The organism is Streptomyces sp. TLI_55, assembly GCF_900206255.1.
GTDB classification, from domain to species: domain Bacteria; phylum Actinomycetota; class Actinomycetes; order Streptomycetales; family Streptomycetaceae; genus Streptomyces; species Streptomyces aquilus.
Genome location: NZ_OAOJ01000001.1, coordinates 1,538,147 through 1,556,384 on the forward strand (window position 1 = coordinate 1,538,147; position 18,238 = coordinate 1,556,384).

Annotated in this window: 16 protein-coding genes; 4 read left to right on the plus strand and 12 right to left on the minus strand. The window is 71.4% G+C overall.

The genetic code is table 11. From position 1 onward, the window contains the following. Positions 1-129: 129 nt before the first annotated feature. From fxsA to CRP56_RS07160, 4 genes are all read right to left on the minus strand, one after another. Positions 130-684 carry an FxsA family membrane protein gene (gene fxsA / locus CRP56_RS07145; protein WP_097261387.1) on the minus strand — a complete coding sequence of 185 codons (555 nt, stop codon included), beginning with the start codon at positions 682-684 and terminating at the stop codon, positions 130-132. A gap of 87 nt (positions 685-771) precedes the next feature. Then, positions 772-1,554: a polyprenol monophosphomannose synthase gene (locus CRP56_RS07150; protein ID WP_097261389.1), complete on the minus strand. Its 783-nt coding sequence runs from the start codon at positions 1,552-1,554 to the stop codon at positions 772-774. 536 nt (positions 1,555-2,090) lie between these two features. Then, on the minus strand, positions 2,091-3,689 hold the full coding sequence (locus CRP56_RS07155; protein WP_097261391.1) for an amidohydrolase: 1,599 nt from the start codon (positions 3,687-3,689) through the stop codon (positions 2,091-2,093). A 47-nt stretch (positions 3,690-3,736) separates the two neighbouring features. Continuing rightward, positions 3,737-4,177 (minus strand): Lrp/AsnC family transcriptional regulator, encoded by a 441-nt coding sequence (locus tag CRP56_RS07160; protein ID WP_004002750.1) that lies wholly within the window; start codon positions 4,175-4,177, stop codon positions 3,737-3,739. Between the two features lie 268 nt (positions 4,178-4,445). On the opposite strand from CRP56_RS07160, the gene CRP56_RS07165 reads away from it, so the two are divergent. Next, positions 4,446-4,880: a hypothetical protein gene (locus CRP56_RS07165; RefSeq protein ID WP_097261393.1), complete on the plus strand. Its 435-nt coding sequence runs from the start codon at positions 4,446-4,448 to the stop codon at positions 4,878-4,880. 19 nt (positions 4,881-4,899) lie between these two features. Here the strand turns inward: CRP56_RS07165 and CRP56_RS07170 are convergent, their stop codons facing one another. From CRP56_RS07170 to CRP56_RS07185, 3 genes are all read right to left on the minus strand, one after another. Further along, entirely contained in the window at positions 4,900-5,994 is a 1,095-nt protein-coding gene (locus CRP56_RS07170) for a phosphotransferase family protein (protein ID WP_097261394.1), read from the minus strand. Between the two features lie 47 nt (positions 5,995-6,041). Then, the gene (locus CRP56_RS07175) at positions 6,042-7,142 is read right to left on the minus strand and encodes a hypothetical protein (protein ID WP_097261395.1); all 1,101 of its coding nucleotides are present in this window, start codon (positions 7,140-7,142) and stop codon (positions 6,042-6,044) included. A gap of 379 nt (positions 7,143-7,521) precedes the next feature. Then, positions 7,522-8,694, minus strand: coding sequence for an acyl-CoA dehydrogenase family protein (locus tag CRP56_RS07185; RefSeq protein ID WP_097261397.1), 1,173 nt, complete (start codon positions 8,692-8,694; stop codon positions 7,522-7,524). 338 nt (positions 8,695-9,032) lie between these two features. Between CRP56_RS07185 and CRP56_RS07190 the strand changes: the two genes are divergently transcribed. After that, on the plus strand, positions 9,033-10,268 hold the full coding sequence (locus tag CRP56_RS07190) for a glycoside hydrolase family 18 protein (RefSeq protein ID WP_097261398.1): 1,236 nt from the start codon (positions 9,033-9,035) through the stop codon (positions 10,266-10,268). 101 nt (positions 10,269-10,369) lie between these two features. On the opposite strand, the gene CRP56_RS07195 is transcribed toward CRP56_RS07190, so the two are convergent. From CRP56_RS07195 to CRP56_RS07200, 3 genes are all read right to left on the minus strand, one after another. Further along, a complete protein-coding gene (locus tag CRP56_RS07195) occupies positions 10,370-11,032 on the minus strand; it encodes a TetR/AcrR family transcriptional regulator (RefSeq protein ID WP_097261399.1) in 663 nt (220 codons plus the stop codon). 65 nt (positions 11,033-11,097) lie between these two features. Beyond that, positions 11,098-11,238, minus strand: a complete 141-nt coding sequence (locus CRP56_RS46995) for an SCO1431 family membrane protein (RefSeq protein ID WP_107484042.1) — start codon at positions 11,236-11,238, stop codon at positions 11,098-11,100. 84 nt (positions 11,239-11,322) lie between these two features. Further along, positions 11,323-12,687, minus strand: a complete 1,365-nt coding sequence (locus tag CRP56_RS07200; protein ID WP_097273799.1) for a peptidase C39 family protein — start codon at positions 12,685-12,687, stop codon at positions 11,323-11,325. Positions 12,688-12,890: 203 nt separating this feature from the next. Between CRP56_RS07200 and CRP56_RS07205 the strand changes: the two genes are divergently transcribed. Continuing rightward, a complete protein-coding gene (locus CRP56_RS07205) occupies positions 12,891-13,511 on the plus strand; it encodes a uridine kinase family protein (protein WP_097261400.1) in 621 nt (206 codons plus the stop codon). 432 nt (positions 13,512-13,943) lie between these two features. Continuing rightward, complete coding sequence (locus CRP56_RS07210) at positions 13,944-15,800, plus strand: AAA family ATPase (protein ID WP_097261402.1); 1,857 nt, start codon at positions 13,944-13,946, stop codon at positions 15,798-15,800. Positions 15,801-15,813: 13 nt separating this feature from the next. Here the strand turns inward: CRP56_RS07210 and CRP56_RS07215 are convergent, their stop codons facing one another. Next, positions 15,814-16,899 carry a hemolysin family protein gene (locus CRP56_RS07215; protein ID WP_097261404.1) on the minus strand — a complete coding sequence of 362 codons (1,086 nt, stop codon included), beginning with the start codon at positions 16,897-16,899 and terminating at the stop codon, positions 15,814-15,816. After that, positions 16,896-18,221 (minus strand): hemolysin family protein, encoded by a 1,326-nt coding sequence (locus tag CRP56_RS07220; RefSeq protein ID WP_097261406.1) that lies wholly within the window; start codon positions 18,219-18,221, stop codon positions 16,896-16,898. The genes CRP56_RS07215 and CRP56_RS07220 overlap by 4 nt, the downstream gene beginning before the upstream one ends. Positions 18,222-18,238 lie beyond the last annotated feature (17 nt).

An 18,238-nucleotide genomic window follows, 5' to 3' on the forward strand; every position in this document is an offset into this window, starting at 1 on the left:
CACAGCGCACGTAAACAACCGCGGGCGCCGTACGTGAAATCTGCGTACGGCGCCCGCGGTTGTTTTTTATGTTGTGCCCGCGGTTGTTCGCGTTGTGGCCGCTGCCGGGCGGCGGCCTTTCCGCCGAACTCAGCCCGTCAGCGGGCGGCGCGGGTCCTGCGGTGTGTCCCGCGGTTCGTCCCGGATGACCTCGCCCTGGACCACCTTGCCGTCGGGGCGGTGCATCCGGGCCTGCTGGAAGGCGTCGCCCAGGGTGCCCGGGGCGGCCTCGCGCAGCCGACGCTCGACCGTCCGCTCCGTGTAGCGGCTGAGGGCCTTCTGGACCGGCGGGATCAGCAGCACCAGGCCGACCACGTCCGAGATCAGGCCCGGGATCATCAGGAGCAGGCCGCCGAGCATCATCAAGCCGTTGCCACCGCCGCTGGACGGGGCCGTGCCGCGCTGGAGCGCCTGGTTGAGGTTCTGGAAGGCCCGGCGGCCCGCCCGCTTGATGACCACCGCACCGAGCACGCACCCGGCGAGCAGCAGCAGGAACACCGTGAACCCGCTCGCGGCGCCGGCGACCACGGTCAGCAGCCAGATCTCCAGCACCAGCCAGGCCGCGATCCCCAGCGGCATGAAGGTGCGCAGCCGGGAGCGCCGGGGCCGGGCGGGGTACGTGGGGGTCGGAGCGCCAGTCGTCATGCGTCCAGTGTGCCTGGGACCGGCTCAACACGGGATAAGGGGCTGATCAACGGGACCTGCGTGGCCGTATCCCCGCAACCGGTGCGGTCAGGCCTGCTTGTCGCGGCCCAGCACCTTGTCGACCCGCTCCCCCACGCCCCACGTGGTGACCCGCCACAGGGCCTCGACCAGGATGTCGCGGCTCATCTTGGAGTCGCCGAGTTCGCGCTCGACGAACGTGATGGGCACCTCGACGACGTGGTAGCCGGCCTTGATCGCGCGGCGGGCCAGGTCGACCTGGAAGCAGTAGCCCTGGGAGGCGACCTCGTCGAGGCCGAGGCCCTCCAGGGTCTCGCGGCGGAAGGCGCGGTAGCCGCCGGTGACGTCGCGGATGGGGACGTCGAGCAGGAGGCGCGAGTAGAGGCTGCCGCCGCGGGAGATGAACTCGCGGGACTTGGGCCAGTTCACGACCCGGCCGCCGGGCACCCAGCGGGAGCCGAGGACGAGGTCGGCACCCTTGAGGGCGGTCAGCAGCCGGGGCAGTTCCTCGGGCTGGTGGGAGCCGTCGGCGTCCATCTCGACCAGCACGCCGTAGCCGTTGTCCAGCCCCCAGCGGAAGCCCGCGAGGTAGGCGGCGCCGAGGCCCTCCTTGCCCTTGCGGTGCAGGACCTGGACGTGGTCGTCGGTGGCGGCGAGCTCGTCGGCGAGCTTGCCGGTGCCGTCGGGGCTGTTGTCGTCGGCGACGAGGACGTGCGCGTCGGGGACCGCCTTGCGGACCCGGTCCACGATCTTCTTGATGTTCTCGGCCTCGTTGTAGGTCGGGATGATCACCAAGGCCGTGCCCAGCGGGCCGAACTGCCTCCCCGCGAGAGTCCCGTCGCCGTCGTTCACTACTGCCCCTTCAGTCCGTACGCAGGCGTCCACCATAGTCGGCGGCACGTAGGACGACGTGACAGGACGTTCGTATGGTGGTGTCGTTTTAACAAGAGCTGGGTAAGGACGACGTCCTCGGCACCTGCGCGTGCGGCGGATGGGGGCCCGGCGCCCTTCGGGCCGACCTGGGACCCGCTGGCTGCGGGTCGACCGAAAGCCGTTGTCTACTGAGCGCCCGGGCCCCACCCGGGTCACACCTCCCCGACCGGCCGGAACGTTCCCTCGCAGCGGCGCGGGCGCTGAGCCTGGCTCCCAGTGGCGGTGCCCCGGTGCGGCACACCGTCCCTGACCCAGCGGCGCGGCGACGAGTTCGCGGACGTTCCCCGGTAGGGCGTCCGGTGGTGGACTGGGCCGAACCTACCGGCCCCCTGCCGTCGCCTGTCAACAGCCGTTTGACCTGCGCGTCTTTCCTCAATGCCCAGGTCAGTGCGGAGGATGCGCAGGTCGCGAGACGGGGCGGCGGCAGCCGTTCGGAGCCTCGCCACCCCGGGAGATCACTCGCTCGGCCGCACGAACACCGTCCGCCCGCCCACGACCGTGCGCAGGCAGATCGGCAGGTCGGCGCCCGGGGAGAGGTCGGGCAGGCCCGGGGTGCCGGAGCGGGGGTCGGTGGACCAGCGGGCGACGCGGTCGTCCGGGGCCTGGACGATCAGCTCGTCGGTGCGCCAGACCGCGTAGTCGGCCGGTGCGCCCGGCACCAGGACGCCCGCGTCGTCCCGGCCGATCGCCCGCCAGCCGCCCCGTGTGTGCGCCGTGAACGCGGCGCGGACCGAGATCCGGTGCTCGGGTGTGCGGTGGAAGGCCGCGGCGCGGACGGTGCCCCAGGGGTCGAGCGGGGTGACCGGGCTGTCGGAGCCGAAGGCGAGGGGCACGCCGGCCCGCAGGAGTGCCGCGAAGGGGTTCAGGGTGCGGGCCCGCTCGGCGCCCAGGCGCTGCGCGTACATGCCGTCCTCGCCGCCCCACAGGGCGTCGAACGCGGGCTGCACTGAGGCGGTGAGGCCCAGCTCGGCGAAGGCGGCGATGGTCTCGGGCGTGAGCATCTCGGCGTGCTCGACGCGGTGCCGGGCGGCGCGGACGCGCGCCAGGCCGACCTTCTCGGCGGCGGCGCGCACGCCCTCGATCACCGCGGTCACGGCGGCGTCGCCGATCGCGTGGAAGCCCGACTGGAGGCCCGCCTCGGTGCATTCGGCGACGTGGGCGGCGACGGTGGCCGCGTCCAGGTAGGCGGTGCCGGTGTGCTCGGCGTCGGTGTAGGGACGGTGCAGACAGGCGGTGTGGGAGCCGAGGGCGCCGTCGACGAAGAGGTCGCCGGCCGCGCCGAGCGCGCCCAGCTCGCGCGCCTTCTCCACGTCCCGCTCGGCCCAGTAGCCGACGACCCGCGGCCCGGCCTGCTCGGCGGCGAGCCGCAGCAGCCCCGTGAAGTCGTCCTCGGAGGAGATGTCCGGCCCGGCGCACTCGTGCACCGACCCGATGCCGAGGGAGGCGGCGTGGGCGAGGGCGGTGCGCTGGGCCTCGACGCGCTGGGCCGGGGTGATGGCTCCGAGCGCGGTGGCGCGCACGGCGTGGTGGGCGTCGGCGGTGAGCGGGCCGTCCACGTGCCCGTGGGACGTCATGTCGAGCAGGGCCGTCGTGACGACCGCCGAGTGGACGTCGATACGGGAGAGGTAGAGGGGGCGGCCGCCGGTGGCCGCGTCGAGCTCCGCGCGCGTGGGCGGGCGTCCGCCGGGCCAGCGGGCGGCGTCCCAGCCGTGGCCGAGCAGGACGCGGTCCGCCGGGCGGGCGGCGGCGAAGTCCCGTACGAGGGCGAGGGCCGCCTCCAGGGAGGGCGCGTCGGACAGGTCGAGGCCGGTGAGGGCGAGGCCGGTGGCGGTGGTGTGGACGTGGGCGTCGGTGAACGCCGGGGTGACCAGGGCGCCGTCGAGGTCGACGACCTCGTCGACGCCGTCCGCGAAGGCGTCCGCGGCGCCTTCGGAGCCCACCCAGGCGACCTGACCGCTCTCGACGACCATCGCGGTGGCGAAGGGGTCGGCGGGGCTGTGGACCTCTCCTCGGCGGAGCAGGACGGTCTGGGGCGCGGCGGCGGACTCACTCATGGGGAACAGTCTCGCGCCTGGCGGGGACCGCTTTGCACGCAGGTGGGTCAGATGCGGGGCGGCCGGGCCTCGTAGGGGGTCGACAGCACCACCGTGGTCCGGGTCGAGACTCCCGCCAGCGACCGCAGCCGCGCCAGCAGCTCCTCCAGCTCGTGCGGGGTGGCCACCCGCACCTTGAGGATGTAGTTCTCGTCGCCCGCGACGCTGTGGCAGGCCTCGATCTCGGGCACGCCGGCCAGGCGGTCCGCGATGTCGTCGGGGGCGCTGGGGTCGAACGGCTTCACCGAGATGAAAGCCGTCATGGGCAGCCCGACGGCCTCCGGGTCGACGACCGCGGCATATCCACGGATGACGCCACGCTGCTCCAGCCGGCGCACCCGCTGGTGCACGGCCGACGTGGACAGGCCCGTGGCCTTGCCGAGGTCTGTGTAACTCATCCGCCCGTCCTTGACGAGCAGCTGCACGATCTGACGGTCCAGCTCCTCCATGACGCAAGAACTTACAGCGCCCGTGATCTCCTCCGATACCTCAGCGGCCCAGGTCATGCCCTGTTCGTGATGTGGCCGGGAGCGGCCTGTGCGCCGACTGGGGGACAAAACGGCCGCGCCGGGCACCTGCGTGCGGCATGTGACGAACGCCACAGGGCCCGAACGGTCTCCGTGATGTTCTCGTGATTACCGCCGAGACGGGGCGGGAAGTGCTTGCTGTGGTCGAGGCCGCAGTGCCTTCACGGCCCAGCCCGAGGGGGAGAATCCCATGCAGAGTCTTAAGCGTCCTGGTCGTACCGCACCCAAGCGACTCCAGGCGGTCGCCGAGCCCGAGCCGGAGGGTGTCGAACCCGACGCCCTCGACGACGAGCTCGACGCGTACGACACCTTCGAGATGTTCCGGGTGGTCTGCCCTGACTGCGCGCAGCCCATCGCCCTCCTGGCGGACGAGGAGGTGCTTCCGGAGCACGCGCTGTGCGCCTCGCCCTGGAACCCCTTCGGTCTCACGGTCTGCGCCGGCACCGGTCGCCGTGCCGCCGAGGCTCGTCCGGCGGACGAGGACGTCGAGCCCCAGGAGCAGGACACCGCCCTGCTGTTGACGCTCCCTCAGGGACTCGACTGGCGGACCCAGCCCTTCTCGCACGTCGGCGGACCGGGCTCGCGCCCCTTCAGGGTCCCCGCGATGCGACGCCAGGCCGCCTGAGCGCGCCCCCGGGCACCGCTCAATCCCAGTAGCTGCCCTGCACCATGGCTCGCAGGCTGCCGTGGTGCAGGATCAGTGTGTCCGGGTCGGCCGGGACGGCGACCTCACCGAAGTGCACCTGCCGGTAGGCGACGCGCAGCATGACGATCGCCTGACGCAGGGCGGCGTAGAGGATGTAGAAGTCCATGTCGCGCGGGGTGTGGCCGGTGAGTTCGGCGTAGCGGGCCTCGATGCGGTCGCGGCGCAGGAAGTCCGGCAGTCCGCGCTGGCCGAAGGCCTCGGTCAGGTCCTGGAAGAAGCGGTGCAGATACACGGTCCAGCCGAGGTCGACCTCGCGTGGGGCGAGCGCCGCCATCTCCCAGTCGAGGACGGCGGCGGGGGCGAAGCCGTCGTAGACGACGTTCCCGATGCGCGCGTCGCCCCAGTTGAGGACGGGCGGGCCGGGTTCGCGGGGCCATGTCTGCTCCAGGCGGTCGAAGGTCGCCTCGATGAGCGGTGAGCGGGCGACACCGTCGACGACCCAGTCGTAGTAGGCCCGTTGGGCGGTGACGTGGCGGCGCAGCGCGTCGCCCTCTCCGGGGAGCGCCAGGAACTGGACCTCTGCCAGGGGCACTTGGTCGTGCAGTCGGGCCAACAGCCCTATGGAGGACGCCTCCAGACGCTCCCGTTCCTCGTCGCTCGCCGCGTGCAGCCAGTTGCCCTCGTAGGTGTACGGCATGACGTCCGGCGGGACGCGGCCCTCCACGCGCTCCATCACGAAGAAGGGCGCGCCGAGCGGTCCGGGGTCCTCCTCCAGCCACAGCACTTTCGGCACGGGCAGGTCGGAGTGCTCCCCCACCACACGCATCGTCCGGTACTGGCGGACCATGTCGTAGACCGGGAAGACGGTGTACGCCGCCGGGTCCGCCGCGAGCCTCAACGCGCAGGCCCGCAAGGGCGGTTCGGGGTGCTCGATGTCGAAGAGGAGCGTCTCGCTGGACATGCCGTTGGAGGCGGGGACGGTCACGCCGACGGCCTTCGCGCCGGGGAGCCGGGTGTCGAGCCAGGCGGTGAGGCGGCGGGCGAGGTCCTCCGGGTCACGCGTGGTCGTACGGGGCCGAGGTGCCGTGGCCATGGGGCAACCCCCTTATGGGACAACGGACTTGAACAGGAGGAATCCGGCTATCGGGCAACGGAGTCGAAGCCGGTGAACCCGCTCGGGTCGTGCCGTCCGAACGAGCCGTGCTCGAAGATGCCGTGGCCGACCTGTCCGTCGAGGCGGAAGCGGGCGGCGTGGTCGGTGACCCCGTACGCCGCCAGGGGGTGCGGCTCGGTGAGGTCGTAGGTACGGCGATCCGTCCAGCCGTGGCCGTGCCAGGTGCCGTGCTGCCAGTCGTCGGCGGGCGGGTAGCCGGCGCCGAGCGCGAGCGGGGAGGAGGTGAGGATCTCGACCTCCAGCTCCTGTGGCTTGCGCGGGTCTCCGAGGTGGATGAGCGCTCGTTCGGGGTGGCGGGTGCCGGGACGGTAGGTGATCTCGGCCTGGGGCCAGCCGAGTTGGCGGTCGGGCCCGCCGGGGCGGACGAGTGTGGCGTCGTTGAGGGTGCGGTAGCCGTCGGCGTCCTCCTGGACGATCACCATCAGGAAGCGGTCGCCGAGATGGACCGGGCACCAGATCCAGTGGAAGCCCTCGGTGGGATGCTCCGCCGCGAGCCGGCCGCCCTCCTCACCCGGTATCGGCCGCACACCCCAGCTGCGGTCCCGGGTGCCGGTCCACCCGTCCGGAGTGATCCGGAACTCCTCACCGGCGGCGCGCACGACACCCGCCACGCTCCCCGCCTGCACGTACCGCCGCCCCTCAAGGGTGAGCCGGCCACCCCGGCGCTGGATGTGGTGGGGTTCCCAGAGGGCCGGGAAGTCGGCGGTCCACAGGAGGTCGTACGACAAAGAGTCGTCGTCGCAGACCAGTCGCAGCCGGCGCAGCGGGTCCTCGACCTCGATCCTCAGCGGGCCGACGGCGAGCCGCATCCGGTCCTCGCCGAGCGCGTCCGAGGCGCGCACCGCGTGCAGGACCTGGCCGGTGCGCAACGTGGCGTACGCGTCGATCACGCCCAGGTTCGGATACACCCCGAGCCCGAGGATCAGCAGCGCACGGCCCTCGTGGTCGAGGACGTGGAAGATGCAGCGGTCGTAGGCGTTCCGGTCACCGGTCGCCACGTGCTTCATGGAGAGGGGCACCTGGTGCACCGGGTACTCGTCGAGCGGTACGGGGCGGTCGTCGGCCACGGCAAACCTCCCTGGAGACAGCTGGGCTGACGGTACGTCAGACAGCCGTCGGAGGCCAGACCCGGGGATGCCCGCGAACTCAGCCATCGGAGGCCGGCCCCGGAGACGCCCCGCGAACTCACGCTCGATTCCACTCACGGGTGACCTGCTCGACCGCCCCCGCGTTGCCCTGGTATGACCCCCACATATTCAGCGACCGGGCGTCAGCACCGGGTGTTCGTGCCGCCGCCCGCAGAATCGGTTCCGTCGCCACAGCAGCCGGATCCGCCGATCTACCGCGACCTGATGCGGGCGTGGGCCGACCGGGGCCGGACCCTGCCCGGGCGCCACGACCCGGAGTGGGTCAGGCTCGCGGCGCCGCAGGTCAGACCCGGCCAGTTCAGCGCGACTCCGGCCCCGCCAGGTGACGGGCGATGACCATCCGCTGGATCTGGTTGGTGCCCTCGACGATCTGCAGCACCTTGGCCTCGCGCATATAGCGCTCCACGGGGAAGTCCGCGGTGTAGCCGTACCCGCCGAGGACCTGGACGGCGTCCGTGGTGACCTTCATCGCCGTGTCCGTGCAGAGCAGCTTGGCCATCGCCGCCTGCTTGGCGAACGGCCGGCCCGCGTCCCGCAGCCGCGCCGCCGACAGGTACAGGGCGCGGCCCGCCTCGATCTGGGTCGCCATGTCGGCGAGCATGAAACGCAGCCCCTGGAAGTCGGCGATGGGCTTGCCGAACTGCCGCCGGTCCGTCGCGTACCCCACGGCCGCGTCCAGCGCCGCCTGGGCCACACCGATCGCGCAGGCCGCGATGCCGAGCCGCCCGGAGTCGAGCGCGGACAGGGCGATCGCGAAGCCCTGGCCCTCGTCGCCGATCCGCCGGTCGTCGCCGACGCGCACGCCGTCGAGGTGGACCTGGGCGGTGGGTGAGCCCTTCATGCCCATCTTCTTCTCCGGCAGGGCCCCGCTGAGGCCCGCCGCGTCACCGGGCACCAGGAAGGCGGTGATCCCGCGGGCGCCCTCCTCGCCGGTGCGGGCCATGACGGTGTAGAAGTCGGCGATGCCGCCGTGTGTGATCCAGGCCTTGGTGCCGCTGATGACCCAGTCGTCGCCGTCCCGGACGGCCTTCGTCCGCAGGGACGCCGCGTCCGAACCGGAAGCGGGTTCGGAGAGGCAGTAGGCGCCGAGCAGCCCGCCGCCGAGCATCGCGGGCAGATGTTCGACCTGCTGCTCCTTGGTGCCGTAGGCGGCGAGGGCGTAGGAGGCGAGGGTGTGCACGCTGACCCCGAGGCCGACGGTGAGCCGGGCCGCGGCGAGCTCTTCGAGGACCTGGAGGTAGACCTCGTACGGCTGGTCGCCGCCGCCGTACTCGGCGTCGTAGGGCAGTCCGAGCAGTCCGGACTCCGAGAGCAGGGTGAAGACCTCGCGCGGGAAGCGTCCCGCGTCCTCCTCCTCCGCCGCCTTCGGGGCGATCTCTCGCTGCGCGATGTCGCGGACGAGCGAGATCAGGTCCCGGGCCTCGTCCGTGGGCAGTTGCCGGTCCACCGGCTGCGGGGCGCGCTCGGGCATGGCGACGCTCTCCTCCCTGTCGGGCACATCGACGGGTGTGCGCCTTGGGTGGGCGACTCCGCCGGGGGTCTGGCTGAGGGCTGTGCCGATGCTCGCACTCCCGGGTCTCGGAAGCTGCTGACCAGCGGCTCTGCGCTGTGAGTATGCCCGATCGGCGGCATCGAGTCACCAGTTAACGACCGCTTACTTCAGGAAACCTGGAGCGAGGCTCGAGAAGCGACGAAATTGGTCCGAACCATTGACGTACTGGTCTAGTCCTCCTACCGTGACGGACCAACGCCTTTCCGCGTTCATGCCAATCGGCGCATGCTCCCCTCTCCCCCACGAGGAGACACCCGATGCACACCTCCCCACGTCCCCGCACCCGATTCCGGGCGCTCGTGTCGGCCGCCTGTTGCGCGGTCCTCGGCGCCGGGCTGCTGGCCGGAGCGGGCACCGCGACCGCCGAGCCGGCCGCCGGGCCCACGCTCAAGGCATCCAAGATCGTCGGCTACTTCACCGAATGGGGCACCTACGACCGCAAGTACTACGTCAAGAACATCGAGACGTCCGGCTCCGCGGCCAAGCTCACCCACATCAACTACGCCTTCGGCAACGTCACGGGCGGCAAGTGCGCGATGGGCGACGCCTACGCGGCGACCGACCGCACCTACACGGCCGCCGAGTCGGTGGACGGCGTGGCCGACACCTGGGACCAGCCGCTGCGCGGCAACTTCAACCAGCTGCGGGAGCTGAAGAAGAAGCACCCGGGCCTCAAGGTCCTCTGGTCCTTCGGTGGTTGGACCTGGTCGAGCGGTTTCGGCGAGGCCGCGAAGAACCCGGCCGCGTTCGCGCAGTCCTGCTACGACCTGGTCGAGAACTCCAAGTGGGCCGACGTCTTCGACGGCATCGACATCGACTGGGAGTACCCGAACGCGTGCGGCAACACCTGTGACACCAGCGGCCGGGAGGCGTTCAAGAACCTGATGGCGGCGCTGCGTTCGAAGTTCGGGAGCAGTGCGCTGGTCACCGCGGCCATCACCGCCGACGCCACCTCGGGCGGCAAGATCGACGCGGCGAACTACGCGGGCGCGGCCCAGTACGTCAACTGGTACAACCCGATGACGTACGACTACTTCGGCGCCTGGGCCTCGACCGGCCCGACGGCACCGCACTCGCCGCTCACCTCCTACGCGGGCATCCCGACGGCGAACTACTACACCTCGGCGACCATCGCCAAGCTCAAGGGCCTCGGCATCCCGGCCTCGAAGCTGCTGCTCGGCATCGGCTTCTACGGCCGCGGCTGGACCGGCGTCACCCAGTCGGCACCCGGCGGCACGGCGACCGGCCCGGCGGCGGGGACGTACGAGCAGGGCATCGAGGACTACAAGGTGCTGAAGTCGAAGTGCCCGGCGACCGGGACCGTGGCCGGCACCGCGTACGCCAAGTGCGGTTCCAACTGGTGGAGTTACGACACCCCCGCCACCATCGCGACGAAGATGACGTACAAGAGCCAGCAGGGGCTCGGCGGCACCTTCTTCTGGGAGCTGAGCGGTGACACCACGGGCGGTGAGCTGATCAAGGCGATCAACTGACGTCAGGTGCAGGGAACTCGGGGCGGGGGCGCGCAAGCCTCCGCCCTTCCTTCAGGCGTCAGCCTCCACCCTTCCCTCAGGCCTCAGCCTCCGCCCTTCGTTCAGCCCTCGTCGCGGCGGGCCGGCTCCGGGGCCGGGTAGGACGGGTCGAGTTCCTCGATGGCGCGCATCGCGCCGCCCAGGGTCTTCACCAGGAGTTCGCGCATGGTGTCGCGGGGCAGTTCGGGGCGGTCGATCCAGTCGAGGGTGGCGCCCTCGACGCTGCACACCCAGGCCAGCAGTCCCATGCGGGCCAGCGGGGCGATGTCGGTGCGGCCGTAGGCGCCTTCGGCGATGGTCGCGACGATCGCCTCGCGTACTCCGTCCCGGATGGCGTGCACCTCGGTGTCGAAGCCGACGCCGCCGCTGACGACCGTGCGGTAGGCGGCCTGGTTGTGCTCGGCGTAGCGCAGATAGCTGTCGATCGTGCGCTGCACCCGGTCCACCTGGGGCAGTAGGAGGCCGCTCGCCGCGAAGGTGACCAGGTCGGCGACGGAGTCCTGGATGATGGCCAGGTAGTAGCCGCGCTTGGACTGGAAGTAGTAGTAGATCAGCCCCTTGGCGACGTGCGCCTGACGGGCGATGTCGTCCATGGAGAGCGCGTCGTACGAGGTGTCGGCGAACAACCGCCGCCCGATCGCGATGAGTTCGGCGCGGCGTGCGACCGAGCGCTCGGTGCCGCGCGCCCGTGGCCGGGCGGCCGCACGCTGATCACTGATATTCAATTTCGACCCTGGTCTCGGGCTGGTGGCGGGACACCCGCAGTATGTCAGGTCAAGCAGGAGTCAGGTCACAGAAGGCCGAGCTGGGTCACGAGCATCGCGATCACCACGACGAGCGTCCAGCCCGCGATGTGTTCGAGGACCTTCGGGCCCTCGTCCTTGGGGCCGCCGGTACGGGCACGGGCGGCGGCGGTTGTTGATGCGGTCATTCGTCCACCTTGCCACCGACCGGGGCATTTGCGGCCGAGACCTTGGTCACAGGGCCCCGGCACCCACCGGGGCCCCGCTCCGCCTCAGCGCACTCCCACCGCCGCGAGCGCCTTGCACTGCCGCGGGGTCGGGCGGGCCGGGAAGTACAGGTAGCAGACGCCGCCTGTGCCGGAGACCACCTTGCCGCTGGCGTTGTACCGCTTGGTACGGAGCCAGATCTTCTCCCACTCGGCCCTCTTGTAGACCCTGCGCACCGCCTCGTCGCTCGGCGAGGCCGGGTCGTTGGCGATCACATCGCCCTCGGCGGTGAAGCCGATGACGGTCATCAGGTGCCCGGAGGTGCCGTACCCCGCCCCGGTGAGCTCCTCCTTCAGGAAGGACTGGGACGTTATGGCCGGGATGCCGGCCGCGATCAGCGTCTCCAGGTCGGTGAGCGAGCCGAGCCGCGTTACCACGCCCTGGAGCCCGTCGAAGGTGGCCGCGTAGGCCGCGTTGAACGGCCAGTTGCCGCAGCCCGCGTACTGGTAGTCGAACGTGTACCGGGCCGCGTGGCACACCTGCGGATCGGCGTACGTAGGGTCGACCCAGGCCAGTTGCTCCGGGGTGAGCCGGCCGCCCCAGTACTCGATGATCATCTGCGAGGAGGTGGGGCTGCACCAGGCCTCGCCGCCGTTGTCGTACTCGGGGTACTGACCGGCGTGGATCTCCTGCGAGTACCGCGGGACGATCAGCTCCTGGGCCAGCCCCGGCGTGGAGGCCGGGACGGTGAAGCGGTCGGGGATGTCGGAGCCCATCGCGCCGAGCCGCCAGACCGTGGGGGTCTTCTTGGTGCCCGGCTTGCGGTACAGGGTCAGCCGCAGGCGGTACGAGGTGAGGCGCAGCCCCGTCGCCGGCTTGTCGATCGCGAAGGTGTCCGTCCAGATGCTGCTCTTGTCGTCCGTCTGGTCGTCCACCGAGGTCCGCCGGATGTCCTGGTCGCCTGCCGCCCAGCGGCCCATGACGTACCAAGGCGTGTCGGTGCCGTCGGAGTAGGTGCCCTTCAGCTCCACCTGGAGCCAGGTGCCGTCCGGGGTGTGCGCGTTCCAGGACGCGATCGCCTCGGTCGAGGGGACGGCGAGCTTGTGGACGGGGGACGTCCAGGTCGCGTACTCCCAGTCGGCCGTCTTGCCGGTGTGCGGGTCGGTGTAGCCGACGGTGCCCGCGGCGGTTCCGATGACCAGGCCCGGGCGGGCGCCCGCGACGGCACGCGTGCCCTTCGCGAGACCGCCGCGCCAGTCGGTGTACGACGTCCAGAAACGGTTGTCGACCAGGCGGGCCGGGGCCTGGGCGGGCTTCCCGGCGCCGGGCGCGGCGTCGGCGGCGACGGCGGGGCCCGCGCTGCCCGCGACCGCGGCGACGACCGCGGCGGTCAGTACGGCTCTCCGGGACGGCTGTTCGGCTCTGCTCATGGACGGAACGACCCCCATAGTGTGTCCGAGTTCGGGCAGGTCCACTGCTCGTTCGTGCGCCAACTATGACCACAATCGACAGCCTCCTGCCAGCACTTCGAGCCATGCCACGCCCACGAATATTGGCCTACACCACTGGCATGACCTGCGGCGGCTAGAGTGCTCGGCACTCCCCCGCCCTCCGACGCCCCAGGAAACCGGCCATGCGCGACCTCGTCACCCGGCTCCGCCGGCTCCCCCCTTCCTGCGGGCCGGTCCGGCTGGTCGGTGTCGACGGACACGCCGGCTCCGGGAAGTCCACGTTCGCCGGGCAGTTGGCGGCGGAGCTCGGTGGTGCGCCGGTGCTGCACCTCGACGACATCGCGAGCCATGAGCAGTTGTTCGACTGGACCGGGCGGCTGCTGGAGCAGGTGATCGAGCCGTGGCGGCGGGGCGAGAGCGCGCGTTACACCCCCTACGACTGGCACGCCCGGCGCTTCGGCCCGCCACGGGAGCTGCCCCCGGCCCCCGTGGCCCTCGTCGAAGGTGTCGGCGCCGGACGGCGGGCCCTGCGGCCGTACCTGGCCCAGCTGCTGTGGATGGAGTTGCCCCGCGAGGAGTCCTGGGCCCGGGGGCGCTCCCGGGACGGGGCGGAGCAGCGGGAGTTCTGGGAGGGATGGGTCCGGGCGGAACGCGCGCACTTCGCGGACGATCCTTCTCGGCCGTTCGCCGATCTTCTGGTCCGGCAGGTGAAGAAGGGGTACGAGGTACTCACCGGGCCCGCCGGGACCGTTGGACCGGACCAGAAAATCACTCAGGGTGAGGGACCGTCCGCAATGTGCTGAACTTGTGAAGACCCTTGCGGCCGAACTTTCCGAAGTGCTTCAACTCGGCTTGACCGACGGGCCGTACAGGACTTACGTTCTCAATGTGCGGCCTTTCGCAGCCGCCCGCAGTCGCGAAGCCCCCGGTTGTTCCCCCGTGATCGGGGGCTTCGTTCTGCCCTCAACTCCCTTTTCGGGCGCTCCGAGCCGCGATCCGCTCACCCTCGGTCACCACGCGCAATGCGCCCCATCTGCTCCCACCTCGCCAAACGGCCTGTGCGGCACCCTACGGCGGGCCCTGCCCCCGCAGGTACGATGCCCTCGGTGCGACCTACGGACGGCAGCTCTGCGCACCGTTGCAACTCCGGTCCGCAGCAAGGCGGTTCGATCAAGGCGGTCGGCGGGCGACGGCTCGGCGACCAACCAACGGGGGCACGGTTTGTGGGGGACGTGATGGACTTCGGCATGCAGGGCTCCAAGGCCCCGGCCGACCTCGCCTGGCTGCGAGGTGTGGACGCCTACACGATGGGGGCCTATCCGCAGGCGGAGGAGGAGTTCCGGGCCGCGGTGCGGATGGACCCGGGGATGGCCGACGGCTGGCTCGGGCTGCACGCGCTGCGCATCGACACGACGACCGCGCTGCTGCGGATGTTCCGGCACCGCGAGCGCTTCGGGGAACAGCGCGCCCGGCACCGCAGGACCCTCAACTCCTGGTACTGGCTGGGCTGGTGGGTGCAGCCGGTGCTGGAGAGCCCGCGCGACCTGCTGCTCGCGCACGCCTCGCACTGGCTCGACGGACGCCATGTCCCGGAGCTGGACCGGGCGTTGGCCGGCCTGCCGCCCGTGGACGCCGATCCGCAGGTGCGTTTCCTGCACGCCTGCCGGTCCTATCTGGTCAAGGACTGGGACCAACTCATCCGGCACACCGACCCGTTGATCGACGATCCGCTGCTCGGCATCGAGGCCGGCCTGTTCGGCGGCATGGCGCGGGTGCGGCTGGAGATGTACGGCCAGGCGGAGCCCCTGCTGTCGGCGGCACTGATGCGCTGTCGCAGCGAGCAGCCGCAGCGCAAGGAACTGCGCTACTGGCTCGCCCGGGCGCACGAGGGCACCGGCCGCTCCGCCGCCGCGCTCCCCCTCTACCGTGCCGTGCACCGCGTCGACCCGGCCTTCATGGACACCTCCGCCCGGCTCGCGGCGATCGCCGAGGGCGACGGCTACGACGACGCGGCCGACCTCGCGGCGATCACCCTGTCCGGCGCGCAGGACGTCCTGGACGGGCCCGACGGTCTCGATCCGCTCTTCGGCACGGAGGGCCGGGACCTGCGGCTGCCCGAGCCGGACCTGCCGACGGGCCCGCTGCCGCAGGTGCCCGACCCGGCGGTGCGCGAGAAGCTCGCCACCTCCCCGACCCTGCCCGCCGGCCCCACCGATCCGGTCTTACTCGAGGAAGCGCTCAACGAACTGGAGCGCATGGTGGGCCTGGAGCCCGTGAAACGGCAGGTCAAGGCGCTGTCGGCACAGTTGAACATGGCGCGGTTGCGCGCCGGGCAGGGGCTGCCGGTCCAGCCTCCCAAGCGGCACTTCGTCTTCTCCGGCCCCTCCGGCACCGGCAAGACCACCGTGGCCCGCATCCTGGGCCGCGTCTTCTACGCCCTCGGCCTCCTCGGCGGCGACCATCTGGTCGAGGCCCAGCGGGCCGATCTCGTCGGCGAGTACCTCGGGCAGACCGCCGTGAAGGCCAACGAGCTCATCGACTCCGCGATCGGCGGGGTGCTGTTCGTCGACGAGGCCTACTCGCTCTCCAACTCCGGTTACGGCAAGGGCGACGCGTACGGCGACGAGGCCTTGCAGGTGCTGCTGAAGCGGGCCGAGGACAACCGCGACCACCTGGTGGTGATCCTGGCCGGCTATCCCGAGGGCATGGACCGCCTCCTCGCCGCCAACCCCGGACTGTCGTCGCGCTTCACGACCCGCGTGGACTTCCCGTCGTACCGCCCCCTGGAGCTGACCTCGATCGGTGAGGTCCTCGCCGCGGAGAACGGTGACGTGTGGGACGAGGAGGCGCTGGACGAGCTGCGGTCGATCGCCGGGCACGTGGTGGACCAGGGGTGGATCGACGAGCTGGGCAACGGCCGGTTCCTGCGGACGCTGTACGAGAAGAGCTGCGCGTACCGGGACCTGCGGCTGTCGACCTACCCGGGGATGCTGACGCGGGACGACCTGTCGACGCTGCGGCTGCCGGATCTGATGCAGGCGTACGGAGAGGTGCTGTCGGGGCGGGGGCCACAGGACCCGTCGGCGCTGTAGCCCCCGCCCGGCGCTATTGGGCGAACGCCTCCTCGGGCTCACCGCTCGCCCGGGGCTCGGTCACCTTCACCTCCGTGGCCTCCCGGTGGGCCGGGTCCGTCACCTCGCCCACCAGGAGTTCGAGCACGTCCTCCAGGGCGACCAGGCCCAGCACCCTGCCCGACGCGTCCGCCACCTGCGCCAGATGCGTCGCCGCGCGGCGCATCACCGTCAGGGCGTCGTCCAGCGGCAGCTCCGACCTGAGGGTCGTCATGGAGCGCCAGATGTGCTGGGGCACCGCGCGCTCGGACTCCTCCAGGTCGAGTACGTCCTTCACGTGCAGGTAGCCCATGAAGGCGCCGTTGTCGGCGACCACCGGGAAGCGGGAGTAGCCGGTGCGCGCGGTCAGCTCGACCACCTGGCCGGGCGTGACCGACGGGCCGACGGTCACCAGGGAATCGCTCTGGAGGAGGACGTCCGTGACCGGGCGGGAACCCAGCTCCAGGGCGTCCTCCAGGCGTTCCTGCTCCTCGGGGTCGAGGAGACCGGCCTGTCCGGAGTCCTCCACCAGGCGGTTGAGCTGTTCGCTGGTGAAGACCGCCTCGACCTCGTCCTTGGGCTCGACGCGGAAGAGCCGCAGGATCGCCCGGGCGCAGGCGCCGAGGGCGATGGTGATGGGCTTGCACACCCGGGCGAAGGCGACCAGACCGGGGCTGAGCCACAGCGCGGCCTTCTCCGGGGCGGCCATCGCCAGGTTCTTCGGGACCATCTCGCCGATGACGAGGTGGAAGAAGACGACCGCGGCGAGCGCGATCACATAGCCCAGCGGGTGGATCATGCCGTGCGGCAGGTGGATCCACTCGAAGACCGGCTCCAGCAGATGCGCGACGGTCGGTTCTGCGACCGCGCCCAGCGTCAACGAGCAGACGGTGATGCCGAACTGGGCCGCGGCCATCATCTGCGGCAGCCGCTCCAGGCCGTACAGCACCTGCCGGGCCCGGGCCGTGCCGAGCGGTTCGATCTGGCTGCGGCGGACGGAGACGAGCGCGAACTCGGCGCCGACGAAGAAGCCGTTGGCGAGCACGAGCAGCCCGGCGAAGAGGAGTTGGAGCACGGTCATCGGGCGGCCTCCACGACGACACCCGTGCGGACCAGGCGGACCCGCTCGGCGCGGTAGTGGCCGACGCGGCGCACCGACAGCCGCCAGCCGGGCAGTTCGGCCTTGTCGCCGACGGCCGGGATCCGGCCGAGCAGGTCGGCGACCAGGCCGGCGACCGTCTCGTACGGCCCCTCGGGCACATCGAGGCCTATCCGCTGGAGGATGTCGACCCGGCAGCTGCCGTCGGCGTCCCAGGCGGGGCGGCCGTCCTCGGGCGGGGCGGCGGCGAGTTCGGGCACGTCCTGACCGTCGTGCTCGTCCCGGACCTCGCCGACGATCTCCTCGACGATGTCCTCCAGGGTGACCACGCCGGCCGTACCGCCGTACTCGTCGACGACGACGGCGATGGGCTGCTCGCTGCGCAGCTGGGCCAGGAGCGGCTGGACCGGGAGGGTCTCCGGGACCAGCAGGGCCGGGCGGGCGATTCTGCCCACCGGGGTGCGCAGCCGCTCGTGGGTGGGGACGGCCAGGGCGTCCTTGAGATGGACCATGCCGACGATCTCGTCGATCTTCTCCCGGTAGACGGGGAAGCGGGACAGGCCGGTGGCACGGGTGAGGTTGACGACGTCCTCGGCGGTCGCCGACGACTGGAGTGAGCTGACCTTCACGCGCGGGGTCATGACGTGCTGCGCGGTGAGTTCGGCCAGCGACAGGGTCCGTACGAACAGGTCGGCCGTGTCCTGCTCCAGGGTGCCGGCCTGCGCCGAGTGCCGGGCCAGGGAGACGAGTTCACCGGGGGTGCGGGCGGAGGCCAGCTCCTCGGTGGGCTCGACGCCGAGCGCGCGGACGAGCCGGTTGGCCACCGCGTTCAGCGCGGCGATGACCGGGCGGAACAGGCGCGCGAAGGCGTGCTGCGGGCCGGCGACGAAGCGGGCGACCTGCAACGGCTTGGACACCGCCCAGTTCTTGGGCACGAGTTCGCCGATCACCATCTGCACGGCGGACGCCAGCAGCATGCCGATGACGACCGCGACACCGGAGACGGCACCCTCGGGGATGCCGATCGCGGTGATCGGGCCGTTCAGCAGCTCCGCGAGCGCCGGTTCGGCGAGCATGCCGACGACCAGGGAGGTGATGGTGATGCCGAGCTGGGTGCCGGAGAGCTGAAAGGAGAGCTCCTTGAGCGACTCGACGACCGTACGGGCGCGTTTGTCGCCCTCGGCAGCAGCCTTCTCGGCGTCCGGCCGCTCGACCGTGACGAGGCCGAACTCGGCCGCGACGAAGAAGCCGTTGGCGAGGATCAGCAGGAAGGCGGCTGCGAGGAGCAGCAGGGGGATGGTCATGATGCCGCCGCCTCACC